This is a genomic window from Daeguia caeni, assembly GCF_042653845.1.
Lineage (GTDB): Bacteria > Pseudomonadota > Alphaproteobacteria > Rhizobiales > Rhizobiaceae > Brucella > Brucella caeni.
On the sequence record NZ_JBHSEL010000053.1, the window covers coordinates 23,143 to 42,919 of the forward strand.

Genomic DNA, 19,777 nt, shown 5'->3' on the forward strand with positions numbered 1-19,777 from the left:
CATCCATGCGGTTGCAAAACTGGTGAAAGCCATTCGCAATCCTGATAGCAATTGGTAAAATACAGTGATTTAAGATATCAAGCAGCCCCAGATCGAAAACATTCTTCAGAACCAGCGTGCATTTGAGCACCTTCGCGCCATACCGTTCGGGTTGCGCACAGAACTGGAAAGCAAGATTAACATGACAAAAAAGCCCACCCAGCCAGCAACCACGCGTTCCGATTTTGATGAAGCAGCGCTGTTTTTCCATCGCTACCCCACACCCGGAAAGCTGCAGATTCAGGCAACCAAGCCACTTGGAAACCAGCGTGACCTTGCACTCGCCTATTCGCCAGGTGTTGCCGCCCCCTGCCTTGCCATCCATGAGGATCCGGCAACGGCGGCCGACTATACCGCACGCGGCAATCTGGTTGCCGTCGTGTCCAATGGCACGGCTGTGCTGGGACTTGGCAATATTGGTGCGCTTGCCTCCAAGCCGGTCATGGAAGGCAAGGCTGTCCTGTTCAAGAAATTCGCCGATATTGATGTGTTCGACATTGAAATCAACGCGCATGAAATCGATCATATCGTCGATGTCGTCTCGGCACTTGAGCCGACTTTCGGCGGCATCAACCTCGAGGACATCAAGGCACCGGAATGTTTCGAGGTTGAGGAACGCCTGCGCGAGAAGATGAATATTCCCGTCTTCCATGACGACCAGCATGGCACGGCCATCATCGTGGCGGCGGCGGTTTTGAACGGCCTGCATCTGGCCGGCAAGAAAATCGAGAATGCCAAGATCGTCACTTCCGGCGCAGGCGCTGCCGCCCTTGCCTGCCTCAATCTGCTGGTCAAACTCGGGGCAAAACGCGAAAATATCTGGGTCAACGATATTGAAGGCACGGTCTATGAAGGCCGCACCGTCCTGATGGATCGCTGGAAGGCGGCCTATGCGCAGAAAACCGATGCGCGCGTTCTGGCCGATGTCATTGATGACGCTGACGTTTTCCTCGGCCTTTCAGCGGCCGGCGTTCTCAAGCCGGAATTGTTGCAGCGCATGGCGGAAAAGCCGCTCATCATGGCGCTTGCCAATCCGAAGCCGGAAATCATGCCGGAAGAGGCGCGCGCTGCCCGCGCCGATGCCATGATCTGCACCGGCCGTTCCGACTATCCAAACCAGGTCAACAATGTCCTGTGCTTCCCCTATATTTTCCGTGGCGCGCTTGATGTCGGCGCAACCGCCATCAATGAGGAAATGAAGCTTGCCGCCGTGCATGCCATTGCGGCCCTTGCGCGTGAGGAACCGTCCGACATTGCCGCCCGCGCCTATTCCGGCGACACGCCGACCTTCGGCCCGGACTATATCATTCCATCACCATTCGATCAGCGCCTCATCCTGCGCATTGCACCCGCCGTTGCCATGGCCGCGATGGAGACCGGCGTGGCGACCCGCCCGATCGAGGATATGGAAGCCTATATCGACCGGCTCAACCGCTTTGTCTTCCGTTCTGGCCTGATCATGAAGCCGGTCTTTGCCGCAGCGCGTTCGCAGCGCAAGCCCCTGCGCGTCATTTATGCCGATGGCGAGGATGAACGCGTCCTGCGTGCGGCACAGGTGGTGATCGAGGAAGGCATAGCCCGACCGATCCTTGTCGGACGCCCGCAAGTCATCGATACGCGCCTGAAACGCTATGGTCTGAAAATCCGTCCGGGTTCCGATTTTGACCTGATTAATCCGCAAGATGATCCGCGTTATCGCGATTATGTCGATCTCTATCTGTCGCTGACCGGCCGCCAGGGCATCACGCCGGAAGGCGCGCGCACCATAGTTCGCACCAATTCGACCGTGATTGCCGCGCTCGCCGTCATGCGCAATGAGGCGGACGCCATGCTCTGCGGGCTGGAAGGCCGCTATGAACGGCATCTGCGCTCGGTACGCCAGGTGATCGGCATGCAGCCCGGCGTCAGCAATTTCTCAACCCTCAGCCTGCTGATTTCGCAGCGTGGCGCGCTGTTTCTGACCGACACCTATGTCAAGGTCAATCCAACCGCCGAGGAAGTGGCAGAAACCGCCATCCTTGCGGCCAAGGAAATTCGCCGCTTCGGCATCGAGCCAAAGGTGGCCCTGGTTTCCCATTCCAATTTCGGCTCCAAGGAATCGGAAAGCGCAGAAAAGATGCGTCAGGCAGCGGCCATTCTTGCCGAGCGTGCGCCGGATCTTGAATCAGACGGTGAAATGCATGGCGATGCCGCCCTGTCCCAGACGCTGCGCGACCGCGTCTTCCCGAATTCCCGCCTCAAGGGTGAAGCCAATCTGCTCGTCTTCCCGAATCTTGATGCAGCCAATATCACGCTGAACGTCGTCAAGATCATGACGGAAGCCCTGCATGTCGGTCCGATCCTGCTTGGCGCAGCCAAGCCGGCTCATATCCTGACGCCATCCGTGACATCACGCGGAGTCGTCAATATTACTGCGCTGGCAATAGTCGAAGCACTGCAACGATCAACAAAAACTTCAAAAAAATAATAATAATTATCATTCCTGTGGCGACAGACAGCATAGTCTGTCGCCGTTTTGTTTTGATTCTTGACAGAAGCTTTGTTCAGCCGCATTCATCCCTGTAATCATTGATCACGGGGGTCATCGATGGTGAGACTTGCAAGTGGATGTAAACTCAAGCTTGTAGCTATACACATTATTGCAGCAACAACCCTTTACGGCTGTAGCACAACCAACTCAATTCAGGATTGTTCACCTCGGGAGCGCAACCTGCTGAGCTCCAAGATCGCTCCCATCACGAAACGCCTGAACCAGGCAAAAGCAAAACTGGACACAACGCAAAGGCTCCTGACCCGGACAAATTGTGCCAGCACGAAGACAGGTAATCCCTGCAAACAGCTGCTTGCGCGCAAACAGGCGCTGGAAAGCGAAATTCAGACGCTGAGCGGAACACTGACCGAGATTGAAAAGATCCTTGCCAACAAGCCGGTCAAGCCCGCCTATGTGAAGCAATGTTCGGTCACGTTTCCCCGCTCTGAAGAGACACGAAAAACGCAAGAGCAGGCTCGCACGAAAAAGCCGGCACAAAAAACGAAACCGGCATCCGGCAAGAAAGACCCCTATGTCGCATGGAATTATATGAAGCTCCAGCGCATCGTTGTCACGCCGCCTTCCGAAGAAGACAGCACGACTGCCGTGGATGAGACTGCGCCAAAACCGGCAAGGATAACGGTCAATCAGCCGCTCACCATGCCGAAAAACCTGCCGCAGCCTGCCCCGCAGGTCACGGGCGCGGAGCGTGCCTATACGGCCAACCCAAAGGTCAGGGTCGTCGGGCCAGCGTTTTTGCCGGACCCATCACAACCAGAAGCTGAGCCAGCTCCGGCCCATGAGGCTGTCCCGTAAGGGCAAGCCGCAGGGGCATGAACAGGTTCTTGCCCTTGCGCCCGGTTGCAGCCTTGATGGCTTCCGTCCAGTTTTTCCAGGTCTGGCCATCCCATGGCGCAGCCGGAAGCAGATCAAAGGCCTCTCGCACAAAGGCAAGATCCTGTTCGTCCAGTTCCGGCTTTTCCGGCAGGTCGCCGGTGACAATCTGCCACCAGAACCGGGCCTCCTGAAAGCGGTTCAGATTGCCGCGCACAGCGTTCCAGAACGGCTCGGCCTTTTCCCCGTCAATGCCAAGGGCAGCAAGGCGTGGTGCGGCCCTGTCAAATGGCATTTCATGCAGGAGTGCGCGGTTGAGCGTATCAAGCTCGGCCGGATCGAACTTGGCCGCTGATTTGGAAATGCCTGCCAGATCAAGATGTTCTGCCAGTTCAGCCATATCTGCAGCGGCAATGACGCTTTCCGATGTGCCGATCAGAACGGCAAGCGAGGCAATCGCCATCGGCTCATAACCCGCCTCGCGCAGCGAGCCAACCGACAGGGCGCCGGTGCGCTTTGACAGGCCCTCGCCCGAAACCGTGGTCAGCAGATTATGATGGCCGAAAACCGGCGGCTCTGCGCCAAGGGCGCGGAAAATGGCAATCTGCACGCCGGTATTGGTTACATGGTCGTCGCCGCGGATGATATGCGTGACGCCAAGGTCAATATCATCGACCACGGATGGCAGCGTATAGAGATAAGTGCCGTCCTCACGCACCAGAACCGGATCGGACATGGAAGCCAGATCAACCGTCTGGGGCCCGCGCACCAGATCGTCCCAATGGACTTCCGTGCGTCTGGTGACGAATGGGTCGCTGTCATAATTGGGCAGGAGAAAGCGCCAATGCGGCTTGCGACCTTCTGCTTCGAGAGCTGCCTTCTGTTCGTCTGTCAGTTTCAGCGCTTCACGGCCATAAACCGGCGGCAGACGGCGCGCCAGACGCAGCTTGCGGCGGCGTTCCAGCTCCTCTGCCGTCTCATAGCAGGGATAAAGCAGACCGGCACGTTTCAGCTGTTCGACCGAACGCGCATAGATATCAAAGCGCTTCGACTGATATTCGACCTGATCAGGTTTGACCCCCAGCCAGTCGAGGTCAATCGCAATGGCACGCGCATATTCATCCCTGGATCGCTCAACATCCGTATCGTCATAGCGCAGGATGAAGCGGCCGCCATTCTTTTGTGCAAACAGCCAGTTCAGAAGCGCGGTGCGCGTATTGCCAATATGGATATAACCCGTCGGCGACGGAGCAAAACGAACGGTAACAGTCATAATGGTTTCTTTCAGCGGTCGCGGAATCGGTTCGTAATCGGATAACGCCGATCCCGGCCAAAATTCTTCTTGGTAATTTTGACACCGGGCGCAGACTGTCTGCGCTTGTATTCAGCAAGATAGAGCAGATGCTCGATGCGTTGCACGACGTCCAGTGGATGGCCGCGCGCAACAATATCGGCAATGCCCATTTCCTGCTCGACCAGACATTCCAGAATATCATCCAGCACCGGATAAGGCGGCAGTGAATCCTGGTCAGTCTGGTTCTCGCGCAATTCGGCTGAAGGCGCCTTGGTGATGATATTGTGTGGGATCACCTCGCCCGCAGGTCCAAGGGCGCCAGCCGGCACATGCGCATTGCGCCATTCCGACATGGCATAGACGCGCATCTTGTACACATCCTTGATCGGATTGAAGCCGCCATTCATGTCGCCATAAAGCGTGCAATAACCGACCGACATTTCCGACTTGTTGCCGGTCGTCACCACCATGGAGCCGAACTTGTTGGAAATGGCCATCAGGATGGTACCGCGCGCACGGCTTTGCAGATTTTCTTCCGTCACACCGCTGGTCGTGCCGGCAAACATCGGCTGCAAGGCTGCCATGAAACCTTCAACCGGGGCCGCGATCGGCACAATGTCATAGCGAACGCCAAGCGCCCTGGCGCAATCGGCCGCGTCTTTCAGCGAATCTTCCGACGTATAATGATAAGGCAGCATGACACAGCGCACGCGATCCTTGCCCAGCGCATCAACGCTCATCGCCGCGCACAAGGCTGAATCGATGCCGCCCGAAAGGCCCAGCACCACATCCTTGAAACCATTCTTGTTGACATAGTCGCGCAAGCCCAGCACGCAGGCCATGTAATCGGCTTCGATGCCAACTGGCAGAATGGCCTTTTCGCCATCCGCGCATTGCCAGACACCAGCCCTACGTTCCCAGTCGGTGATCACAAGCTGTTCGGCAAATTGCGGCAATTGCAACGCAAGCTGCTTGTTGGCATTGATCACAAAAGAGCCACCATCAAAGACCAGCTCATCCTGGCCGCCCACCTGATTGACATAGACAAGTGGCAGACCGGTTTCGATAACCTGTGTCAGCACCACCTGCTGGCGGCGATCCATCTTGTCGCGATGATAGGGCGAGCCATTGGGCACCAGAAGAATTTCCGCGCCGCTTTCGGCCAGCGTCTCCACCACACCAAGCTCGACATGCCAGATATCCTCACAGATCGGAATACCCAGACGCACGCCGCGGAAATTGACCGGTCCCGGCATTGGCCCGGGCTGGAACACGCGCTTTTCGTCAAATTCGCCATAATTGGGCAAATCGACCTTGTAGCGCTCGGCAATCACCGCACCGCCATCAAGCACCATGACGGCATTATGCAGCCCGCTTTCGCGCTGCAATGGCGTGCCGATGATCACGCCGGGGCCACCATCTGCCGTATCCTGCGCCAGCTCCCGCACTGCCACCTTGCAGGCCTTAACAAAGGCTGGCTTCAGCACCATGTCTTCCGGCGGATAGCCGGAAATAAACAGTTCGCTGAAAAGAATGAGATCTGCCTTGGCGTCAGCCGCCTGTTTGCGCGCCACACGGGCTTTGGCAAGGTTACCGGCGATATCGCCCATGACGGGGTTAAGCTGAGCAATGGCTATGCGGAGCATGGAAAGATTCTCGTGTCACTGATCATGCCAAAGCCTTAGAGCAAATTGGGCAAAATGGAAATATTTGCCGCCTGCCGCATCAAACAAAGCGGGCGGGAAAACCCCGCCCGCAGAATCGATCATGATTTTTGCCCCATTCAGGCGCTTGCTGCCTGCGAAACAAGGCTGGTATCGCTTGCATCGCGTTCCTTCTTGAGCAGTTCTGCCAGAAGGAAGGCCAGTTCCAGCGCCTGATCGGCATTGAGGCGCGGATCGCAATGGGTATGGTAACGATTCTGCAGATCGTCTGCCGAGATTGCACGCGCACCGCCCGTGCATTCGGTGACGTTCTTGCCGGTCATTTCGATATGGATGCCGCCCGGATGCGTGCCTTCTGCGCGATGGATCTGGAAGAAGGCTTCCACTTCCTTGAGAATGCGATCGAATGGACGAGTCTTGTATCCGCCAGCGGTGATCGTATTGCCATGCATCGGATCACACGACCAGACAACCTTGCGGCCCTCACGCTCAACAGCGCGGATCAGCTGCGGCAGATGATCGCCAACCTTGTCATAACCGAAGCGTGCAATCAGCGTCAGGCGACCCGGTTCATTGTCCGGATTGAGCAGATCGATCAGGCGAATGAGCTCATCCGGCTGCAGCGACGGACCGCATTTCATGCCAAGCGGGTTCTTGATGCCGCGGCAATATTCGACATGAGCATGATCAGGCTGGCGCGTACGGTCACCGATCCAGATCATGTGCCCCGATGTGCCATACCAGTCACCGGAGGTAGAATCGACACGGGTTAGCGCTTCTTCATAACCAAGAAGCAACGCTTCATGGCTGGTGTAGAAATCTGTTTCACGCAGCGCGGAATTGCTGTCCGCCGTAATGCCGATGGCGCGCATGAAATCCATGGTTTCGGAAATGCGCTTGGCCAGTGCTGCATAGCGCTCTGCCTGCGGGCTATTGCCGACAAAGCCCAGCATCCACTGATGCACATTTTCAAGATTGGCATAGCCGCCCTGCGCAAAGGCGCGCAGCAGGTTCAGCGTTGCGGCAGACTGACGATAGACCATTTCCTGACGCTGCGGGTCCGGAATGCGGGCAACCGGATCGAATTCGATGCCGTTGATGATGTCGCCGCGATAGGATGGCAGCTCGACGCCGTCCTTGACCTCGACATCGGATGAACGCGGCTTGGCAAACTGACCGGCAATACGGCCGACCTTGACCACCGGCTTGGATGCGCCAAAGGTCAGAACGACCGCCATCTGCAAAAAGACACGGAAGAAGTCGCGAATATTGTCTGCACCATGTTCGGCGAAGCTTTCGGCGCAATCGCCGCCCTGCAACAGGAAGGCCTTGCCTTCCGCCACTTCGGCAAGCTGGGACTTGAGCTTGCGCGCTTCGCCGGCAAAAACCAGCGGCGGATAGGTGCGAAGACGAGCCTCGACATCGGCGAGAGCCTGTGCGTCTGGATAGACTGGCACCTGCTTGATCGGCTTTTCTCTCCAGGAATGTGGGGTCCAGTTCTTCGTCATGAGTGCACCTGTTCAATATCCGCTTTGGTTCGGATTATATCCTCCTTACACGAAAACGGACATCCAATCCAAGCCGGCCCGTTCTGTAAACAATACCGGCCCAGCCTTGGGATACCCGCAAGCGTGGTCGCGTTGATATAATGCAGGAGCGCCGCATATACCAGCACAATTGTCGCCTTCGGCCCTGCCCGCGACGATTATGTACGCATCCCCTTATGAGCGGAGCGTTGCAGCCCGGATCAGTCGATGCGCTTGCCATCGATGATGCGATAGCTTGGCGTATACATGGTGACGAGTTCCTCGGCCGCCGTCGGATGCACCGCCATTGTGCGGTCAAAATCGTCCTTTGTTGCGCCCGCCTTCAGGGAAATGCCAAGAAGCTGTGCCATTTCGCCCGCATCCTGGCCCATGATATGGACGCCAAGAACCTTGCGGCTATTCGCATCCACCACCAGCTTCATCAGCATTTTTTCATTGCGGCCGGAAAGCGTGTTCTTCATCGGGCGGAACAGCGCGCGATAGACCTCGACGTCCGCACAGGTTCTGGCTGCCTCTTCCTCCGAAATGCCAACCGTGCCGATTTCCGGCTGCGAGAAGACGGCTGTAGCAATCAGCTCATGATCCGGCCGGGTCGGATTGTTCTTGAACGCCGTTTCCAGCACACACATGGCCTCATGGATGGCAACAGGGGTAAGCTGCACGCGATTGGTCACGTCGCCCACTGCCCAGATATGTGGTACGCTGGTGCGCATATAGTCATCGACAACAACCGCACCAGCCTTGTCGGTCGCAACACCTGCCCTCTCCAGCCCAAGCCCCGCCGTATTCGGCACACGCCCCAGCGCAAGCATGGCCTGATCCACATCCAGCACTTCGCCATTGGACAGGCTGACGCGCAAGCCGCCTGCCGCGCGCTTTTCCACCCTGTCAAAAACCGCGCCCAGAATGATGTTGATGCCCTTTGCCACCATGGTCTCCTGGAGAAGCTGGCGCAGATCATGATCAAAGCGCGACAGGATTTCCCTGCCGCGGTAGACCAATGTCGTCTTAACGCCAAGCCCATGAAAAATATTGGCAAACTCAACCGCAATATAGCCGCCGCCCGCAATCACGATGCTTTCCGGCAATTGCTCGAGGTCAAAGGCCTCATTGGAGCTGATGCACAATTCATGACCGGGCAGGCTTTCCTGCCTGTTCGGCCGCCCGCCCGTGGCAATCAGGATCTGTTCGGCTGTCACCCGCCGGCCATCGGCCTTGAGTTCAATCGTATGCGCATCGACAAGCTCGGCACGGCTTGCAAAGACCTCGACCGCATTGCTTTCAAGCCCCTTGCGATAAAGCCCTTCCAGACGGGCAATTTCCCTGTTCTTGGCCGCAACGAGCTTCTGCCAGTCGAACCGCGCAGCACCCAGACTCCAGCCAAAACCGGCGGAATCTTCAAAATGTTCGGAAAACTGCGAGGCATAGACATAAAGCTTCTTCGGTACGCAGCCGCGAATGACGCAGGTGCCACCCATGCGATATTCTTCCGCCAGGCCAACCTTCTTGCCCATCGCTCCGGCAAGGCGGCCGGCACGGACACCACCAGAACCACCGCCAATAACAAAAAGGTCATAATCATAGCCGTTCATGGTCATCTCCGTCTTTCTGCCCCACAGTCTGGTTCCGAATGCCCCGCTGGAGCAATGCAGATTTTCATGAAAATGCTGATTGCTCCAACATGTTGCTTTTCCGCAGTTCCCGGGCGGAAAACCGGTTCCCACTTTTCCTGGAACTGCTTTATTGCCTGTCGCAGTTCCCGGGCGGAAAACCGGTGTCCACTTTTCCTGGAACTGCTTTATTGCCTGTCGCAGTTCCCGGGCGGAAAACCGGCGTCCACTTTTCCTGGAACTGCTTTATTGCAGTTTAAATCCTGGACATGAAACGATTTGCTTCACACAACAGATGAAGTGATCCAAATAAAAGCCCGGCGCAGGGGCCGGGCTGATCATATCACCGCCACAGAACGCCTTACTGCTTTGCCGGTTCCTGTTCCGGGGCTGGTGCAGCCGCACCTGCCGCAGCAGCCTGCTTGGCCAGCACTTCCCCCACCTGTTCTGCCAGATCACGGGCAATGCCGTTCTGCCAGATCTGGGCAGCCTTCAGTACTTCGCGCGTGATGACCGGCGCTTCCTCGATCAGCTTCTTGCCGGCCGGCGAATTGTAGAAGGTCGTGATTGCGTTCAGCTCTTCCTCGGTGAAAGCCTTGGCATAAACGCGTGCGGCCTCGTTTTCGAGATCGGCACGGCGGGCTGCCAGCGCCAACGCCTTTTCATCCACCGTCTTGGTAATGAGCGCTTCAAGGTTTGGATCCTTCTGGATCAGTTCTGCCTTCAGCGCACGCGCAGCATTGGGCAGGATCTGGTCAAACTGCTCGGTTGCGTGAATCGCGGCAATCGCGGCACGAGCCGCAGCAAGCTGGGATTCGGTCGCATCCTGTGCGGAGGCAGAGTGAATTCCGGCCATCAGCGCGACTACGGTAATCGGTGCAATCAGACGGCGAAAGCCTTTTGCCGAGATCATGTTGTTTTAACTCCGTTCAAACAATTCCAAGCACCCATATTATTGGGCAATTCAAGGCCGTTTCATGGTTCGGATGCCGTCAGTGCCTGCAATGATTGCAGCTTGCGCCAATCCGATAAAAAGTCCGTGCTCCACAACACCAGGTATCGCGAAGAGAGCATTCGATAATGTCTCTGGATCGGGAATACGGCCAAAAGATGCATCCACGATATAATGCCCACCATCCGTTACGAAAGGCGCACCGTCTTTTTGCCGCAGGTTAAGCGGGCCAGCAAGGCCGCATTTCGCAGCCGCAGCCTCAATCGCGCGCAAAGTAGCCCCAAGGCCGAACTGATTGACCTCAATCGGCAACGGGAAGCGGCCGAGCGGATCCACAACCTTGGACTGATCGGCAATCACGATCATCGAATCAGATGCAGCCGCAACAATCTTTTCGCGCAGCAGCGCGCCGCCGCCACCCTTGATCAGGCGCAGGCTTGCATCCACCTCATCTGCGCCGTCAATCGTCAGGTCGAGATGTGGGGTTTCATCCAGCGTCGTCAATGGAACACCCAGTTCACGACACAGGGCCGCAGTACGCTCCGAAGTCGGAACGCCAACAATTTCAAGCCCATCCTTGACCTCTTCAGCCAGAAGACGCACAAATTCTTCCGCTGTCGAACCCGTGCCGATCCCAAGACGCATGCCATTCCTGACATAAGTCAGCGCTTCAGCAGCGGCCGCAATCTTCAATTTGCGTGCTTCATCCATGTAACGACTTCCTGAGGCTTTTCTGCAAATCACGCCAAATCGACTAGCATGCGAAGCATGGCATGACCAAGCATCTATTCGCCCAATTACGCAGAATTTTGTATGTCATATCCAGATACGCAAGAAAATCACCCCCAGCATTGAAACGCCTCGTCAAAGTAACATACTTGATGAAGGACACAGACTTGAGCCCAAGGCGCCAATCCGTTAGCAATAGGCTCCCTATATTGCACAGGTAATCTGAAATGTCCCTAGCCTCTGGCAAGCCCATCGTTGTTTTCGATCTCGACGGCACCCTGGTTGATACGGCGCCTGATCTTCTCAACAGCCTCAACCATTGCCTTTCCCTGTCCGGTCTTGCACCGGCAGACAGTGCAGCCCTGCGCCGTTTTGTCGGTCAGGGCGGACGCGTCATGATCGAGCGCGCCTTTCAGGCCGCCAACAAGGCCTATGACGATGCCATGATCGATGAACTGGTCGTGGCTTTCCGCGAACATTATGCCGACAACATGCCGGGACATTCGACCTTCTTTCCCGGCGTACTTGACGCCATGGACCGGCTTGCCGCCCATGGTTTTGAACTGGCTGTCTGTACCAACAAGTTCGAACTGCATGCGGTCAAGCTTCTGACCGCCATGGGCGAGGCTTCCCGCTTTGCCGCCATCTGCGGTGCGGATACATTCCCCTTCCGCAAGCCCGATCCGCGCCACCTGTTGCAGACGATCGCGGCAGCCGGGGGCAAGCCCGATCGCGCCATCATGGTGGGTGACAGCCGCACCGACATCGACACGGCGAAAGCTGCCGGAATTCCGGTGATCGCGGTTGATTTCGGCTATACCGATCTGCCCGTCCAGCATTACGAACCAAGCCGTGTCATTTCGCATTATGACGAGCTGACCATTGCACTTGCCGAAGCGTTGATCGGATCAATGGCAGACAAGGTATCTGCATAATATTTTCAATATGTTATCTCTGACTGTTCAGGTCGTCTAGCCTTACTCAGTCGTGCCGGGCAAGCGCCTGCAGCACTTCCGGCAGCTGCTGCGGCAGGTCTTCGGCAATCAGACCAGGACCAAAACGGCGCGCCGCTTCCGCATGCATCCAGACAGCCGCACATGCCGCATCAAAAGCCGCCATGTTCTGTGCAAGCAGGCCGGCAATCACACCGGCAAGCACATCGCCAGAGCCTGCGGTTGCAAGCAGCGGCGAGCCATTGCTATTGATGACAGCCATGCCATCCGGCGCAGCTATGACCGTGTCAGCCCCCTTATAGACCACAACCGCATTGGCACGCCGTGCCGCCTGTCGCGCCTTCTCGGTCTTGGCAATATCCTCAGCCGCGATATCCGGGAAAAGACGGTGGAATTCTCCTTCATGCGGAGTCAGGACAAGCGCTGCACCACCACGCCTTGCCTCGAACAAAAGCTGCGGATTTGGTTCAAATGCCGTCAGCCCGTCGGCATCGACCACAATCCCGTGCAATCCATCGGCACCCGCATCATGACGCAGCAGCGCGGCTATATGATCCCGCGCCAGAATGGCATTGCCATAGCCCGGCCCGATCACCACGGATCTGACTTTCCTGTCACGCATGAATTGCTCCGCATCCCTGACGCTGCGCGTCTCGCGTAACATGATGCTGGTCAGGTGCGCGGCATTGACTGCCATTGCGTCCGGCGGCGACAACAGGGTTACCGCGCCCGCACCGCTGCGGGCAGCCGCCATGGCCGACAGGCGGGCCGCGCCCGTCGCATGCGCGCCGCCGGAAAAGACTGCCGCATGACCACGGCTATATTTATGTGCATTGACCGCAAGGCAGGGCAGACGCCACAGGTCGGGGCCATTTTCAAACTGGCGCGGACGAATATCGCCAAGAACATGATCGGGAATGCCAATATCGACAACATGCAGCACGCCACAATGCGCCCTGCCCGGCTGCAAGAGATGTCCCGGTTTCTTACGGAAGAAGGTAACGGTGGCAAGCGCTTCCATCGCCACCCCCTTCACCTGCCCGTCCTCACCGGAAATGCCACTTGGCAGATCAACCGCAACAACGGCGATTTTTGCCGCATTGCTCGCGGCGATCGCATGCGCGGCAGCCCCCGTGACCGGCCGCGCCAGTCCAGCCCCGAACAGGGCGTCGATCACGCCGGCGAAAGAGCCCGGCGCATATTGATCGAGATCGAAGACATCCCCCTTATAAAAAAGCGAGGCACGCATGGCATCCGTACCCGGCTGCGGCGGGGCAAGCGCAAAACAGACAACCGCAACCCCGGCCTCCAGCAGATATTGCGCGGCAACATAGCCATCCCCGCCATTATTGCCGGAACCACACAGGACCGCGACCCGACCAGAGCGGCCAAATATGCTGAGCGCCACATCGGCAACCCCGCGCCCTGCGGCAAGCATCAGGGAAAACCCGTCACACACGCCGGATTCAATGGTCTTCCGATCTGCCCTTGCCATTTCCTGCGGCGTAAGCAATTCCAGCACGGTGCTTCCCCTTCAGTGTTCGTGTCATTGGTCAGCCTGAGGCAAAACGATAATGATTTGAGCCGGAATTGTATAGGCGCATGTTATTTTAGCATTTTTTGATAATATAACACAGTCCACCATTGCATGATGCGCCTATTTATGCTGCACAATGACTATTTTTTAATCACTTCTTCGCCGACCAGGCGGAATGTGGGCTAGCTGCGGCGTTTACCGCCTTGCTTTTGGGCGGCAATAAATGCCACTCTGGCCACGAAATGGCACTTTTTGAAAAAAATATTTCCCATTTTTTCAAACTGGCACACTTCATGCTTCTATTAAATCGAAACGGGCACAACGCCCTTTCCGAGCAAAAGCGGAGACCATTCTCTGATGAAAAAGATCGAAGCCATCATTAAGCCCTTTAAGCTGGATGAAGTGAAGGAAGCTCTTCAGGAAGTCGGCTTGCAGGGGATTACTGTCATCGAAGCCAAGGGTTTCGGCCGACAGAAAGGTCATACCGAACTCTATCGCGGCGCCGAATATGTTGTCGACTTCCTGCCGAAGGTAAAAGTCGAAGTCGTCGTCGCTGATGAAAATGTCGATAGTGCAATCGAGGCCATCCGCAAGGCTGCCCAGACGGGCCGTATCGGTGATGGCAAGATTTTCGTCTCCAACGTCGAAGAAGTCATTCGTATCCGTACCGGTGAATCCGGCGTGGATGCGATCTAAGCAGTAAACACCTACCTACAATCGTCGTGCAAACAGGAATTTAAAATGACGACCGCCAACGATATCCTCAAACAGATCAAAGACAACGACATCAAGTTTGTCGACCTTCGTTTCACCGACCCGAAGGGTAAACTCCATCACGTCACGATGGATGCAGCCCTGGTTGACGAAGACATGTTCGTTGACGGCGTTATGTTCGATGGTTCGTCCATTGCTGGCTGGAAGGCCATCAATGAATCTGACATGGTTCTCATGCCAGATGCGACCACTGCTCATGTCGATCCGTTCTTCGCTCAGTCGACCCTGGTTGTTCTCTGCGACATTCTTGACCCGATCTCCGGCGAATCCTACAGCCGCGACCCACGTTCGACCGCCAAGAAGGCAGAAGCCTATCTGAAGTCACTGGGCATCGGTGATACCGTCTATGTTGGTCCGGAAGCTGAATTCTTCGTCTTCGACGACGTCAAGTTCAAGGCCGATCCATACAATACCGGCTTCAAGCTTGACAGCTCCGAACTGCCTTCCAACGACGACACCGATTACGAAACCGGCAACCTCGGTCACCGTCCGCGTGTCAAGGGCGGTTACTTCCCGGTTCCACCGATCGACAGCGCTCAGGACATGCGTTCGGAAATGCTTTCCGTTCTCTCCGAAATGGGTGTAACGGTTGAAAAGCATCACCACGAAGTGGCATCCGCACAGCACGAACTTGGCGTCAAGTTCGACACGCTGCTGCGCAACGCCGACAAGATGCAGATCTACAAATATGTCGTGCATCAGGTTGCCAATGCCTATGGCAAGACCGCAACCTTCATGCCGAAGCCGGTCTTCGGCGATAACGGTTCGGGCATGCACGTTCACTTCTCGATCTGGAAAGACGGCAAGCCGACCTTCGCTGGCAATGAATATGCCGGCCTGTCGGAAAACTGCCTGTACTTCATCGGCGGCGTCATCAAGCATGCCAAGGCAGTGAACGCATTCACCAACCCATCGACCAACTCGTACAAGCGTCTGGTCCCAGGCTATGAAGCTCCGGTTCTGCTGGCTTACTCGGCTCGCAACCGTTCGGCTTCCTGCCGTATTCCATTCGGCTCCTCGCCGAAGTCCAAGCGTCTGGAAGTTCGTTTCCCGGATCCGTCGGCAAACCCATATCTGGCATTCGCTGCCCTGCTGATGGCTGGTCTGGACGGCATCAAGAACAAGATCCATCCGGGACAGGCTATGGACAAGGATCTGTACGATCTGCCTGCCAAGGAACTGAAGAAGATCCCGACCGTTTGCGGCAGCCTGCGTGAAGCTCTGCAGTCGCTCGACAAGGATCGTGAATTCCTCAAGGCTGGCGGCGTATTCTCCGACGACCAGATCGATGCCTTCATCGAACTGAAGATGGCCGAAGTTCTGCGTTTCGAAATGACGCCGCATCCGGTCGAATTCGACATGTACTACTCGGTCTAATCAAGCCAGAGGGCGCGGCGGATTGCCGTCGCGCCTTTGCCCGCAGGAAACCGGGGCCAGCTTGATGACAAGCAACCCCGGCAAGACCGGGTCAGACTGATTACAACCCCTCGATTTTTGACGGCGATCAAAAACGAGGGGTTTTGATTCCGGTTTGTTCGCCCTTGAATCCGGGACGTTTCGTGAAACTGAGGGTATTTTGCCTCCTTGGAGCTTTGTCAGCAGTCTGCCCCGCCGGAGCGGGGTTTCTGTTTCCAGAAGCCCTGAAAGGTGGAAACCGGTTTTCCGCCCGAAACCGCGGAAAGCAACATGTTGCAGCAATCAGCGTTTCCATGAAAATCTGAATTGCTCGGGCCTGAAGCGGGCCTGTGATCTTCTGCATGTTTCAGCATCGGTGGGCGATCCTGACAAAGAATCACGCCTCAGGCTTCATGGCTGCAACGCCTGCAGCATATTGGCGGCCGTGATCATCTCTTCCTCGCGCAGCTTGCGCCTCGCCATGGCTTCGGCATCTTCGCCCCATTGTTCGATGGTCCAGTCCTCATCAATATGCGCGACCTTCCATGCCTCGGCGACGGAAAGCTCACCCTTGGCAACAGCAAGCGCGATGATGGCCGACCCGGTGAGCGTCGTCATGGTGTGCAGGCAGGCAAGCGAAATCGGATCATTGAACGTCTGCAGATGCACGCCATAGGCGGTGATCGCCTCCCGCGGCTGTTCGACATGCATCACGCCTTCCGCCAGCACAAAGCGCGCACCAAGCCCTTCCATCCAGTCGATTAGCGGATCCCAGTGCCGGGTCTGCCTCTCAACCAGTTCCCTGGGCGCATCCGCGCGGTAGCAGAGCATGTCCGTGCCAGCAAAGCGCAGAATATCTTCCATCACCGCCTGCGGATCCTGCACAATACCGTCAAGCGCCGTATTGACCAGTCGCGTTGCTGGCATTCTGCCCGGATTGACTACCTTTTCCTGTGCACGAAATTCTGCCGCGATCATTTCTGCCGCAGCACGTGTTGGCAAAAGCAGAAGCGCGCGCGCCGGCGTCTTGACCGAACACCCGTCGAGATGAACGGTAAAGCCACCCTCCACCTCAGCCACTTCTGCCTTCTCATAAAAACGCTTCGGCAGCTGCGCCTGCATCTGTTTCTGCGCGCGCACGATCGGATTCTCGTCGGAGAGATGTTTTCCAGCTTCGAGGTCACTCAGAATATCGCGCATGATTCATCCAGTTCCATCGCCTGATGGGATCAGGCATTGCATGATTAAAGATCACCGATCCAGCGTCGCAAGGACAGCGTGAAAATCGGCAGGCACGCCGAGAATATGTCTGGCTCCGGCCTCGACGAGGGCCACATCATCATGATAGCCCCATGACACGCCCGTGGCGAGCGCACCTGCGGCACGCGCCATCTGCATATCATAAATGGCGTCGCCAACCACAATGGTGCGCGCGGGTTCTATGCCCATTTCAGAGCAGGATTCAAGCACCATCGCCGGATGCGGCTTGGATGGGCAGTCATCGGCCGTGCGGACGACGCTGAAATGACGACCAATGCCATGATGCTCGAAGATCGAACGCACGCCGCGATGCGACTTGCCGGTCACAATGCCCAGAAGCACATCATCACGCCCTGCCAGCTGCTGTAGAAGCGGCAGGATACCGTCATAAAGCGGCTCGGAAAAATCCGGGCTCTGGCGCATCCTGACAAAATTTTCCTTGTAGCGCTGTGCCAGCCAGTGCGCCTGCTCGTCCGGCTCGCGCCCCAGAAGCCGCGCAATGGCCAAAGGCAGAGACAGGCCGATGATCGAATGCGTGGCCTGTTTTTCCGGTGGCGTAAGGCCGGCATCGATAAAACTTTCCACCATGCAGCGGTGGATTGTATCGCCGCTGTCCACCAATGTTCCGTCGCAATCAAACAACACGAGTTTCATCGGACAATCGCCTTGCGTGGTGGCCGGTTGATGACAAACAGGCCCGCCGCAATCAGGAACAGGGAGGCAAACATCTTCCAGCTCAAATGCTCACCCAGCAAGACCGCGCTCAGGATCACGCCGAAAGCCGGTGTGAGAAAGGCAAAATTCGACAGTTTCGATACGGAATAGCGGCGGAACATCCAGAACCATAGAAGATAGGTGAATGCCGTCACGAACAGTGACTGAAACAGAAAGGCGATGATGGAAAGCATGTTCACATCGCGAATGATGGGCCCGGCTGCGCCCAGAAGCGGCAACGGCACGACGGAGGCTACGACAAGCTGATAGAGCAGGACCTTTTCTGGCGGTGCACTGACCAGTCGGCTGCGCTTGATGACGAGTGACGTCATTCCCCACAGAAAGCCGGAACAAATGGCAATGATGTCGCCATAAAGCGCAAGCGGCCCAGGCCGCCCGACGCGATCGGAAAAGACGATATAGACGCCTATAAAGGCAATCACCATGCCGATGACGGCACGCAGCGACATGCGCTCGCCAAGCAGGAAATGCCCGCCTATCGCAACCCAGAACGGCATGAGATTCATCAAAAGCGTCACGCGGCCAACGCTGGTCATGTCCATGGCCATGAAGATCATGATAAATTCGACGCCGAACAAGAGCCCTGCCGCCATGCCGGCTGCAAGCGTGCCATCATGCGCAAACAGCGGAATGCCGTGCAACCGGCACCATAAAAAGACACACAGGCCGGCAAGCGCGGAGCGTCCGGCAGCCATCAGCATCGGATCAAAGCCGCGGATCGCCACCTTGATGGCAACCTGATTGAGGCCCCAGCTGAACATGATGGCAATGACGAGCGCCGTGGCAAACCCATCGAGCGGCGCGTTCGTCGGCAATGGCCGTTCGGATTGCAGCGTATTGGTCACGATATTCAGTCTTCCGCACTTGCCTCATCGAAGCCGAGCAGGTTCCATGTCTGGACCATGTGCGGCGGCAACGGCGCCGTAATGTCAAGAATGCCACCTGACGGATTTGGAATGCGAATGCGCCGTGCATGCAGATGCAGGCGCTTCTGGATGCCGCCGGGGAATTCCCAGTTCTGGTCTGCCTCGAAATATTTCGGGTCACCGATGATTGGATGGCCAATATGGGCGGCATGGACACGCAGCTGATGCGTGCGCCCCGTATAGGGCTCCATCTCCAACCAGGCCAGATTATTGGCCGCCTTGTCGATCATTCGGTAATAGGATACGGCATGGTCGGAATCCGGCTCGCCGTGCTTGCACACACGCATCTTGTCGCCATCTGGCGTCTGCTCCTTGACCAGCCAGGTCGAGATTCTGTCCTCCTGCTTGCGCGGCACGCCTTTCACCAGCGCCCAATAGGTCTTCTTGGTATCACGCTCGCGGAAGGCAGCGGTAAGCGCCTGCGCTGCCGCACGGGTACGGGCCACCACCAGCACACCGGACGTATCGCGGTCGAGACGATGCACAAGGCGCGGCTTTTCGCCCTTCTTGTTGCGCCATGCCTCCAGCATGCCGTCCACATGGCGTGAAACGCCCGACCCGCCCTGCACGGCAAGACCAGCCGGTTTGTTGAATACCAGAACCTTCGGATCCTCGTAGAGCAGCATCTGCGCCAGCACATCGCCATCATGCTGATCGCGTATGGTACGCGCCGTCAGCGGGCCGCTCTTTTTCTCATCCACCCCCAACGGCGGAATGCGGATGGTCTGATTGGCCTGCAGCCGCGTATCGGATTTGGCCCGTCCGCCATCAACACGAATCTGACCTGAACGCAGCAATTTCTGGAGATGGCCAAAGCCAAGCCCCGGAAAGTGCACCTTAAACCAGCGGTCCAGCCGCATGCCGCTTTCATCCGCTGCCACAACTCTTTGTTCTACGCCTGCCATGGATAACCCGATTGATGCCTGCTTCAGCGCCAGCATGAAATATTCATTGATTGCTCTCAATAAACGCGCAACGGCACGATTACCAGAGTGCTT

16 protein-coding genes are annotated in these 19,777 nt (G+C 56.9%); 5 read left to right on the forward strand and 11 right to left on the reverse strand.

Features of this window, described 5'->3' with window-relative positions:
- Positions 1-181 precede the first annotated feature (181 nt).
- A complete protein-coding gene (locus ACFO1V_RS08055) occupies positions 182-2,506 on the forward strand; it encodes an NADP-dependent malic enzyme (protein WP_374829612.1) in 2,325 nt (774 codons plus the stop codon).
- A gap of 120 nt (positions 2,507-2,626) precedes the next feature.
- Positions 2,627-3,385 (forward strand): hypothetical protein, encoded by a 759-nt coding sequence (locus ACFO1V_RS08060; RefSeq protein WP_374829610.1) that lies wholly within the window; start codon positions 2,627-2,629, stop codon positions 3,383-3,385.
- On the opposite strand, the gene gltX is transcribed toward ACFO1V_RS08060, so the two are convergent.
- From gltX to rpiA, 6 genes are all read right to left on the reverse strand, one after another.
- Positions 3,303-4,676: a glutamate--tRNA ligase gene (gene gltX, locus ACFO1V_RS08065; protein ID WP_374829608.1), complete on the reverse strand. Its 1,374-nt coding sequence runs from the start codon at positions 4,674-4,676 to the stop codon at positions 3,303-3,305. The genes ACFO1V_RS08060 and gltX overlap by 83 nt on opposite strands.
- An 11-nt stretch (positions 4,677-4,687) precedes the next feature.
- Positions 4,688-6,343, reverse strand: coding sequence for an NAD+ synthase (locus tag ACFO1V_RS08070; RefSeq protein WP_374829606.1), 1,656 nt, complete (start codon positions 6,341-6,343; stop codon positions 4,688-4,690).
- A gap of 137 nt (positions 6,344-6,480) precedes the next feature.
- Positions 6,481-7,869 carry a class II 3-deoxy-7-phosphoheptulonate synthase gene (locus ACFO1V_RS08075; RefSeq protein ID WP_374829604.1) on the reverse strand — a complete coding sequence of 463 codons (1,389 nt, stop codon included), beginning with the start codon at positions 7,867-7,869 and terminating at the stop codon, positions 6,481-6,483.
- A 239-nt stretch (positions 7,870-8,108) separates the two neighbouring features.
- Complete coding sequence (gor, locus tag ACFO1V_RS08080; protein ID WP_374829602.1) at positions 8,109-9,500, reverse strand: glutathione-disulfide reductase; 1,392 nt, start codon at positions 9,498-9,500, stop codon at positions 8,109-8,111.
- Positions 9,501-9,879: 379 nt separating this feature from the next.
- Entirely contained in the window at positions 9,880-10,431 is a 552-nt protein-coding gene (locus tag ACFO1V_RS08085) for a DUF2059 domain-containing protein (RefSeq protein WP_374829598.1), read from the reverse strand.
- A gap of 51 nt (positions 10,432-10,482) precedes the next feature.
- On the reverse strand, positions 10,483-11,181 hold the full coding sequence (rpiA, locus tag ACFO1V_RS08090) for a ribose-5-phosphate isomerase RpiA (RefSeq protein ID WP_374829596.1): 699 nt from the start codon (positions 11,179-11,181) through the stop codon (positions 10,483-10,485).
- Between the two features lie 245 nt (positions 11,182-11,426).
- On the opposite strand from rpiA, the gene gph reads away from it, so the two are divergent.
- Positions 11,427-12,134 carry a phosphoglycolate phosphatase gene (gene gph / locus ACFO1V_RS08095; protein ID WP_374829594.1) on the forward strand — a complete coding sequence of 236 codons (708 nt, stop codon included), beginning with the start codon at positions 11,427-11,429 and terminating at the stop codon, positions 12,132-12,134.
- Positions 12,135-12,180: 46 nt separating this feature from the next.
- Here gph and ACFO1V_RS08100 read toward each other — a convergent pair whose 3' ends face one another.
- Positions 12,181-13,674, reverse strand: coding sequence for an NAD(P)H-hydrate dehydratase (locus ACFO1V_RS08100; RefSeq protein ID WP_374829592.1), 1,494 nt, complete (start codon positions 13,672-13,674; stop codon positions 12,181-12,183).
- Between the two features lie 372 nt (positions 13,675-14,046).
- Between ACFO1V_RS08100 and ACFO1V_RS08105 the strand changes: the two genes are divergently transcribed.
- Positions 14,047-14,385, forward strand: a complete 339-nt coding sequence (locus tag ACFO1V_RS08105) for a P-II family nitrogen regulator (protein WP_374829590.1) — start codon at positions 14,047-14,049, stop codon at positions 14,383-14,385.
- A gap of 45 nt (positions 14,386-14,430) precedes the next feature.
- Positions 14,431-15,840, forward strand: coding sequence for a type I glutamate--ammonia ligase (gene glnA, locus ACFO1V_RS08110; protein WP_374829588.1), 1,410 nt, complete (start codon positions 14,431-14,433; stop codon positions 15,838-15,840).
- Positions 15,841-16,269: 429 nt separating this feature from the next.
- Here glnA and ACFO1V_RS08115 read toward each other — a convergent pair whose 3' ends face one another.
- Genes ACFO1V_RS08115 through ACFO1V_RS08130 form a run of 4 tightly spaced genes read right to left on the reverse strand, consistent with a single transcriptional unit; the run spans position 16,270 to position 19,684 of the window.
- The gene (locus ACFO1V_RS08115) at positions 16,270-17,058 is read right to left on the reverse strand and encodes an ATP12 family chaperone protein (RefSeq protein WP_374829586.1); all 789 of its coding nucleotides are present in this window, start codon (positions 17,056-17,058) and stop codon (positions 16,270-16,272) included.
- A gap of 51 nt (positions 17,059-17,109) precedes the next feature.
- Positions 17,110-17,772: an HAD-IA family hydrolase gene (locus ACFO1V_RS08120; RefSeq protein WP_374829584.1), complete on the reverse strand. Its 663-nt coding sequence runs from the start codon at positions 17,770-17,772 to the stop codon at positions 17,110-17,112.
- Positions 17,769-18,686, reverse strand: coding sequence for a DMT family transporter (locus ACFO1V_RS08125; RefSeq protein WP_374829676.1), 918 nt, complete (start codon positions 18,684-18,686; stop codon positions 17,769-17,771). The genes ACFO1V_RS08120 and ACFO1V_RS08125 overlap by 4 nt, the downstream gene beginning before the upstream one ends.
- Positions 18,687-18,703: 17 nt before the next feature.
- Positions 18,704-19,684: an RluA family pseudouridine synthase gene (locus tag ACFO1V_RS08130; protein ID WP_374829582.1), complete on the reverse strand. Its 981-nt coding sequence runs from the start codon at positions 19,682-19,684 to the stop codon at positions 18,704-18,706.
- Positions 19,685-19,777: the final 93 nt, after the last annotated feature.

What these genes read in the sequence shown, in the direction of transcription:
- ACFO1V_RS08055 (WP_374829612.1), top strand. Translation starts at nt 182, where the DNA reads ATGACAAAAAAGCCCACCCAGCCAGCAACCACGCGTTCCGATTTTGAT.
- ACFO1V_RS08060 (WP_374829610.1), top strand. Translation starts at nt 2,627, where the DNA reads ATGGTGAGACTTGCAAGTGGATGTAAACTCAAGCTTGTAGCTATACAC.
- gltX (WP_374829608.1), bottom strand. Translation starts at nt 4,676, where the DNA reads ATGACTGTTACCGTTCGTTTTGCTCCGTCGCCGACGGGTTATATCCAT.
- ACFO1V_RS08070 (WP_374829606.1), bottom strand. Translation starts at nt 6,343, where the DNA reads ATGCTCCGCATAGCCATTGCTCAGCTTAACCCCGTCATGGGCGATATC.
- ACFO1V_RS08075 (WP_374829604.1), bottom strand. Translation starts at nt 7,869, where the DNA reads ATGACGAAGAACTGGACCCCACATTCCTGGAGAGAAAAGCCGATCAAG.
- gor (WP_374829602.1), bottom strand. Translation starts at nt 9,500, where the DNA reads ATGAACGGCTATGATTATGACCTTTTTGTTATTGGCGGTGGTTCTGGT.
- ACFO1V_RS08085 (WP_374829598.1), bottom strand. Translation starts at nt 10,431, where the DNA reads ATGATCTCGGCAAAAGGCTTTCGCCGTCTGATTGCACCGATTACCGTA.
- rpiA (WP_374829596.1), bottom strand. Translation starts at nt 11,181, where the DNA reads ATGGATGAAGCACGCAAATTGAAGATTGCGGCCGCTGCTGAAGCGCTG.
- gph (WP_374829594.1), top strand. Translation starts at nt 11,427, where the DNA reads ATGTCCCTAGCCTCTGGCAAGCCCATCGTTGTTTTCGATCTCGACGGC.
- ACFO1V_RS08105 (WP_374829590.1), top strand. Translation starts at nt 14,047, where the DNA reads ATGAAAAAGATCGAAGCCATCATTAAGCCCTTTAAGCTGGATGAAGTG.
- glnA (WP_374829588.1), top strand. Translation starts at nt 14,431, where the DNA reads ATGACGACCGCCAACGATATCCTCAAACAGATCAAAGACAACGACATC.
- ACFO1V_RS08115 (WP_374829586.1), bottom strand. Translation starts at nt 17,058, where the DNA reads ATGCGCGATATTCTGAGTGACCTCGAAGCTGGAAAACATCTCTCCGAC.
- ACFO1V_RS08120 (WP_374829584.1), bottom strand. Translation starts at nt 17,772, where the DNA reads ATGAAACTCGTGTTGTTTGATTGCGACGGAACATTGGTGGACAGCGGC.
- ACFO1V_RS08130 (WP_374829582.1), bottom strand. Translation starts at nt 19,684, where the DNA reads ATGGCAGGCGTAGAACAAAGAGTTGTGGCAGCGGATGAAAGCGGCATG.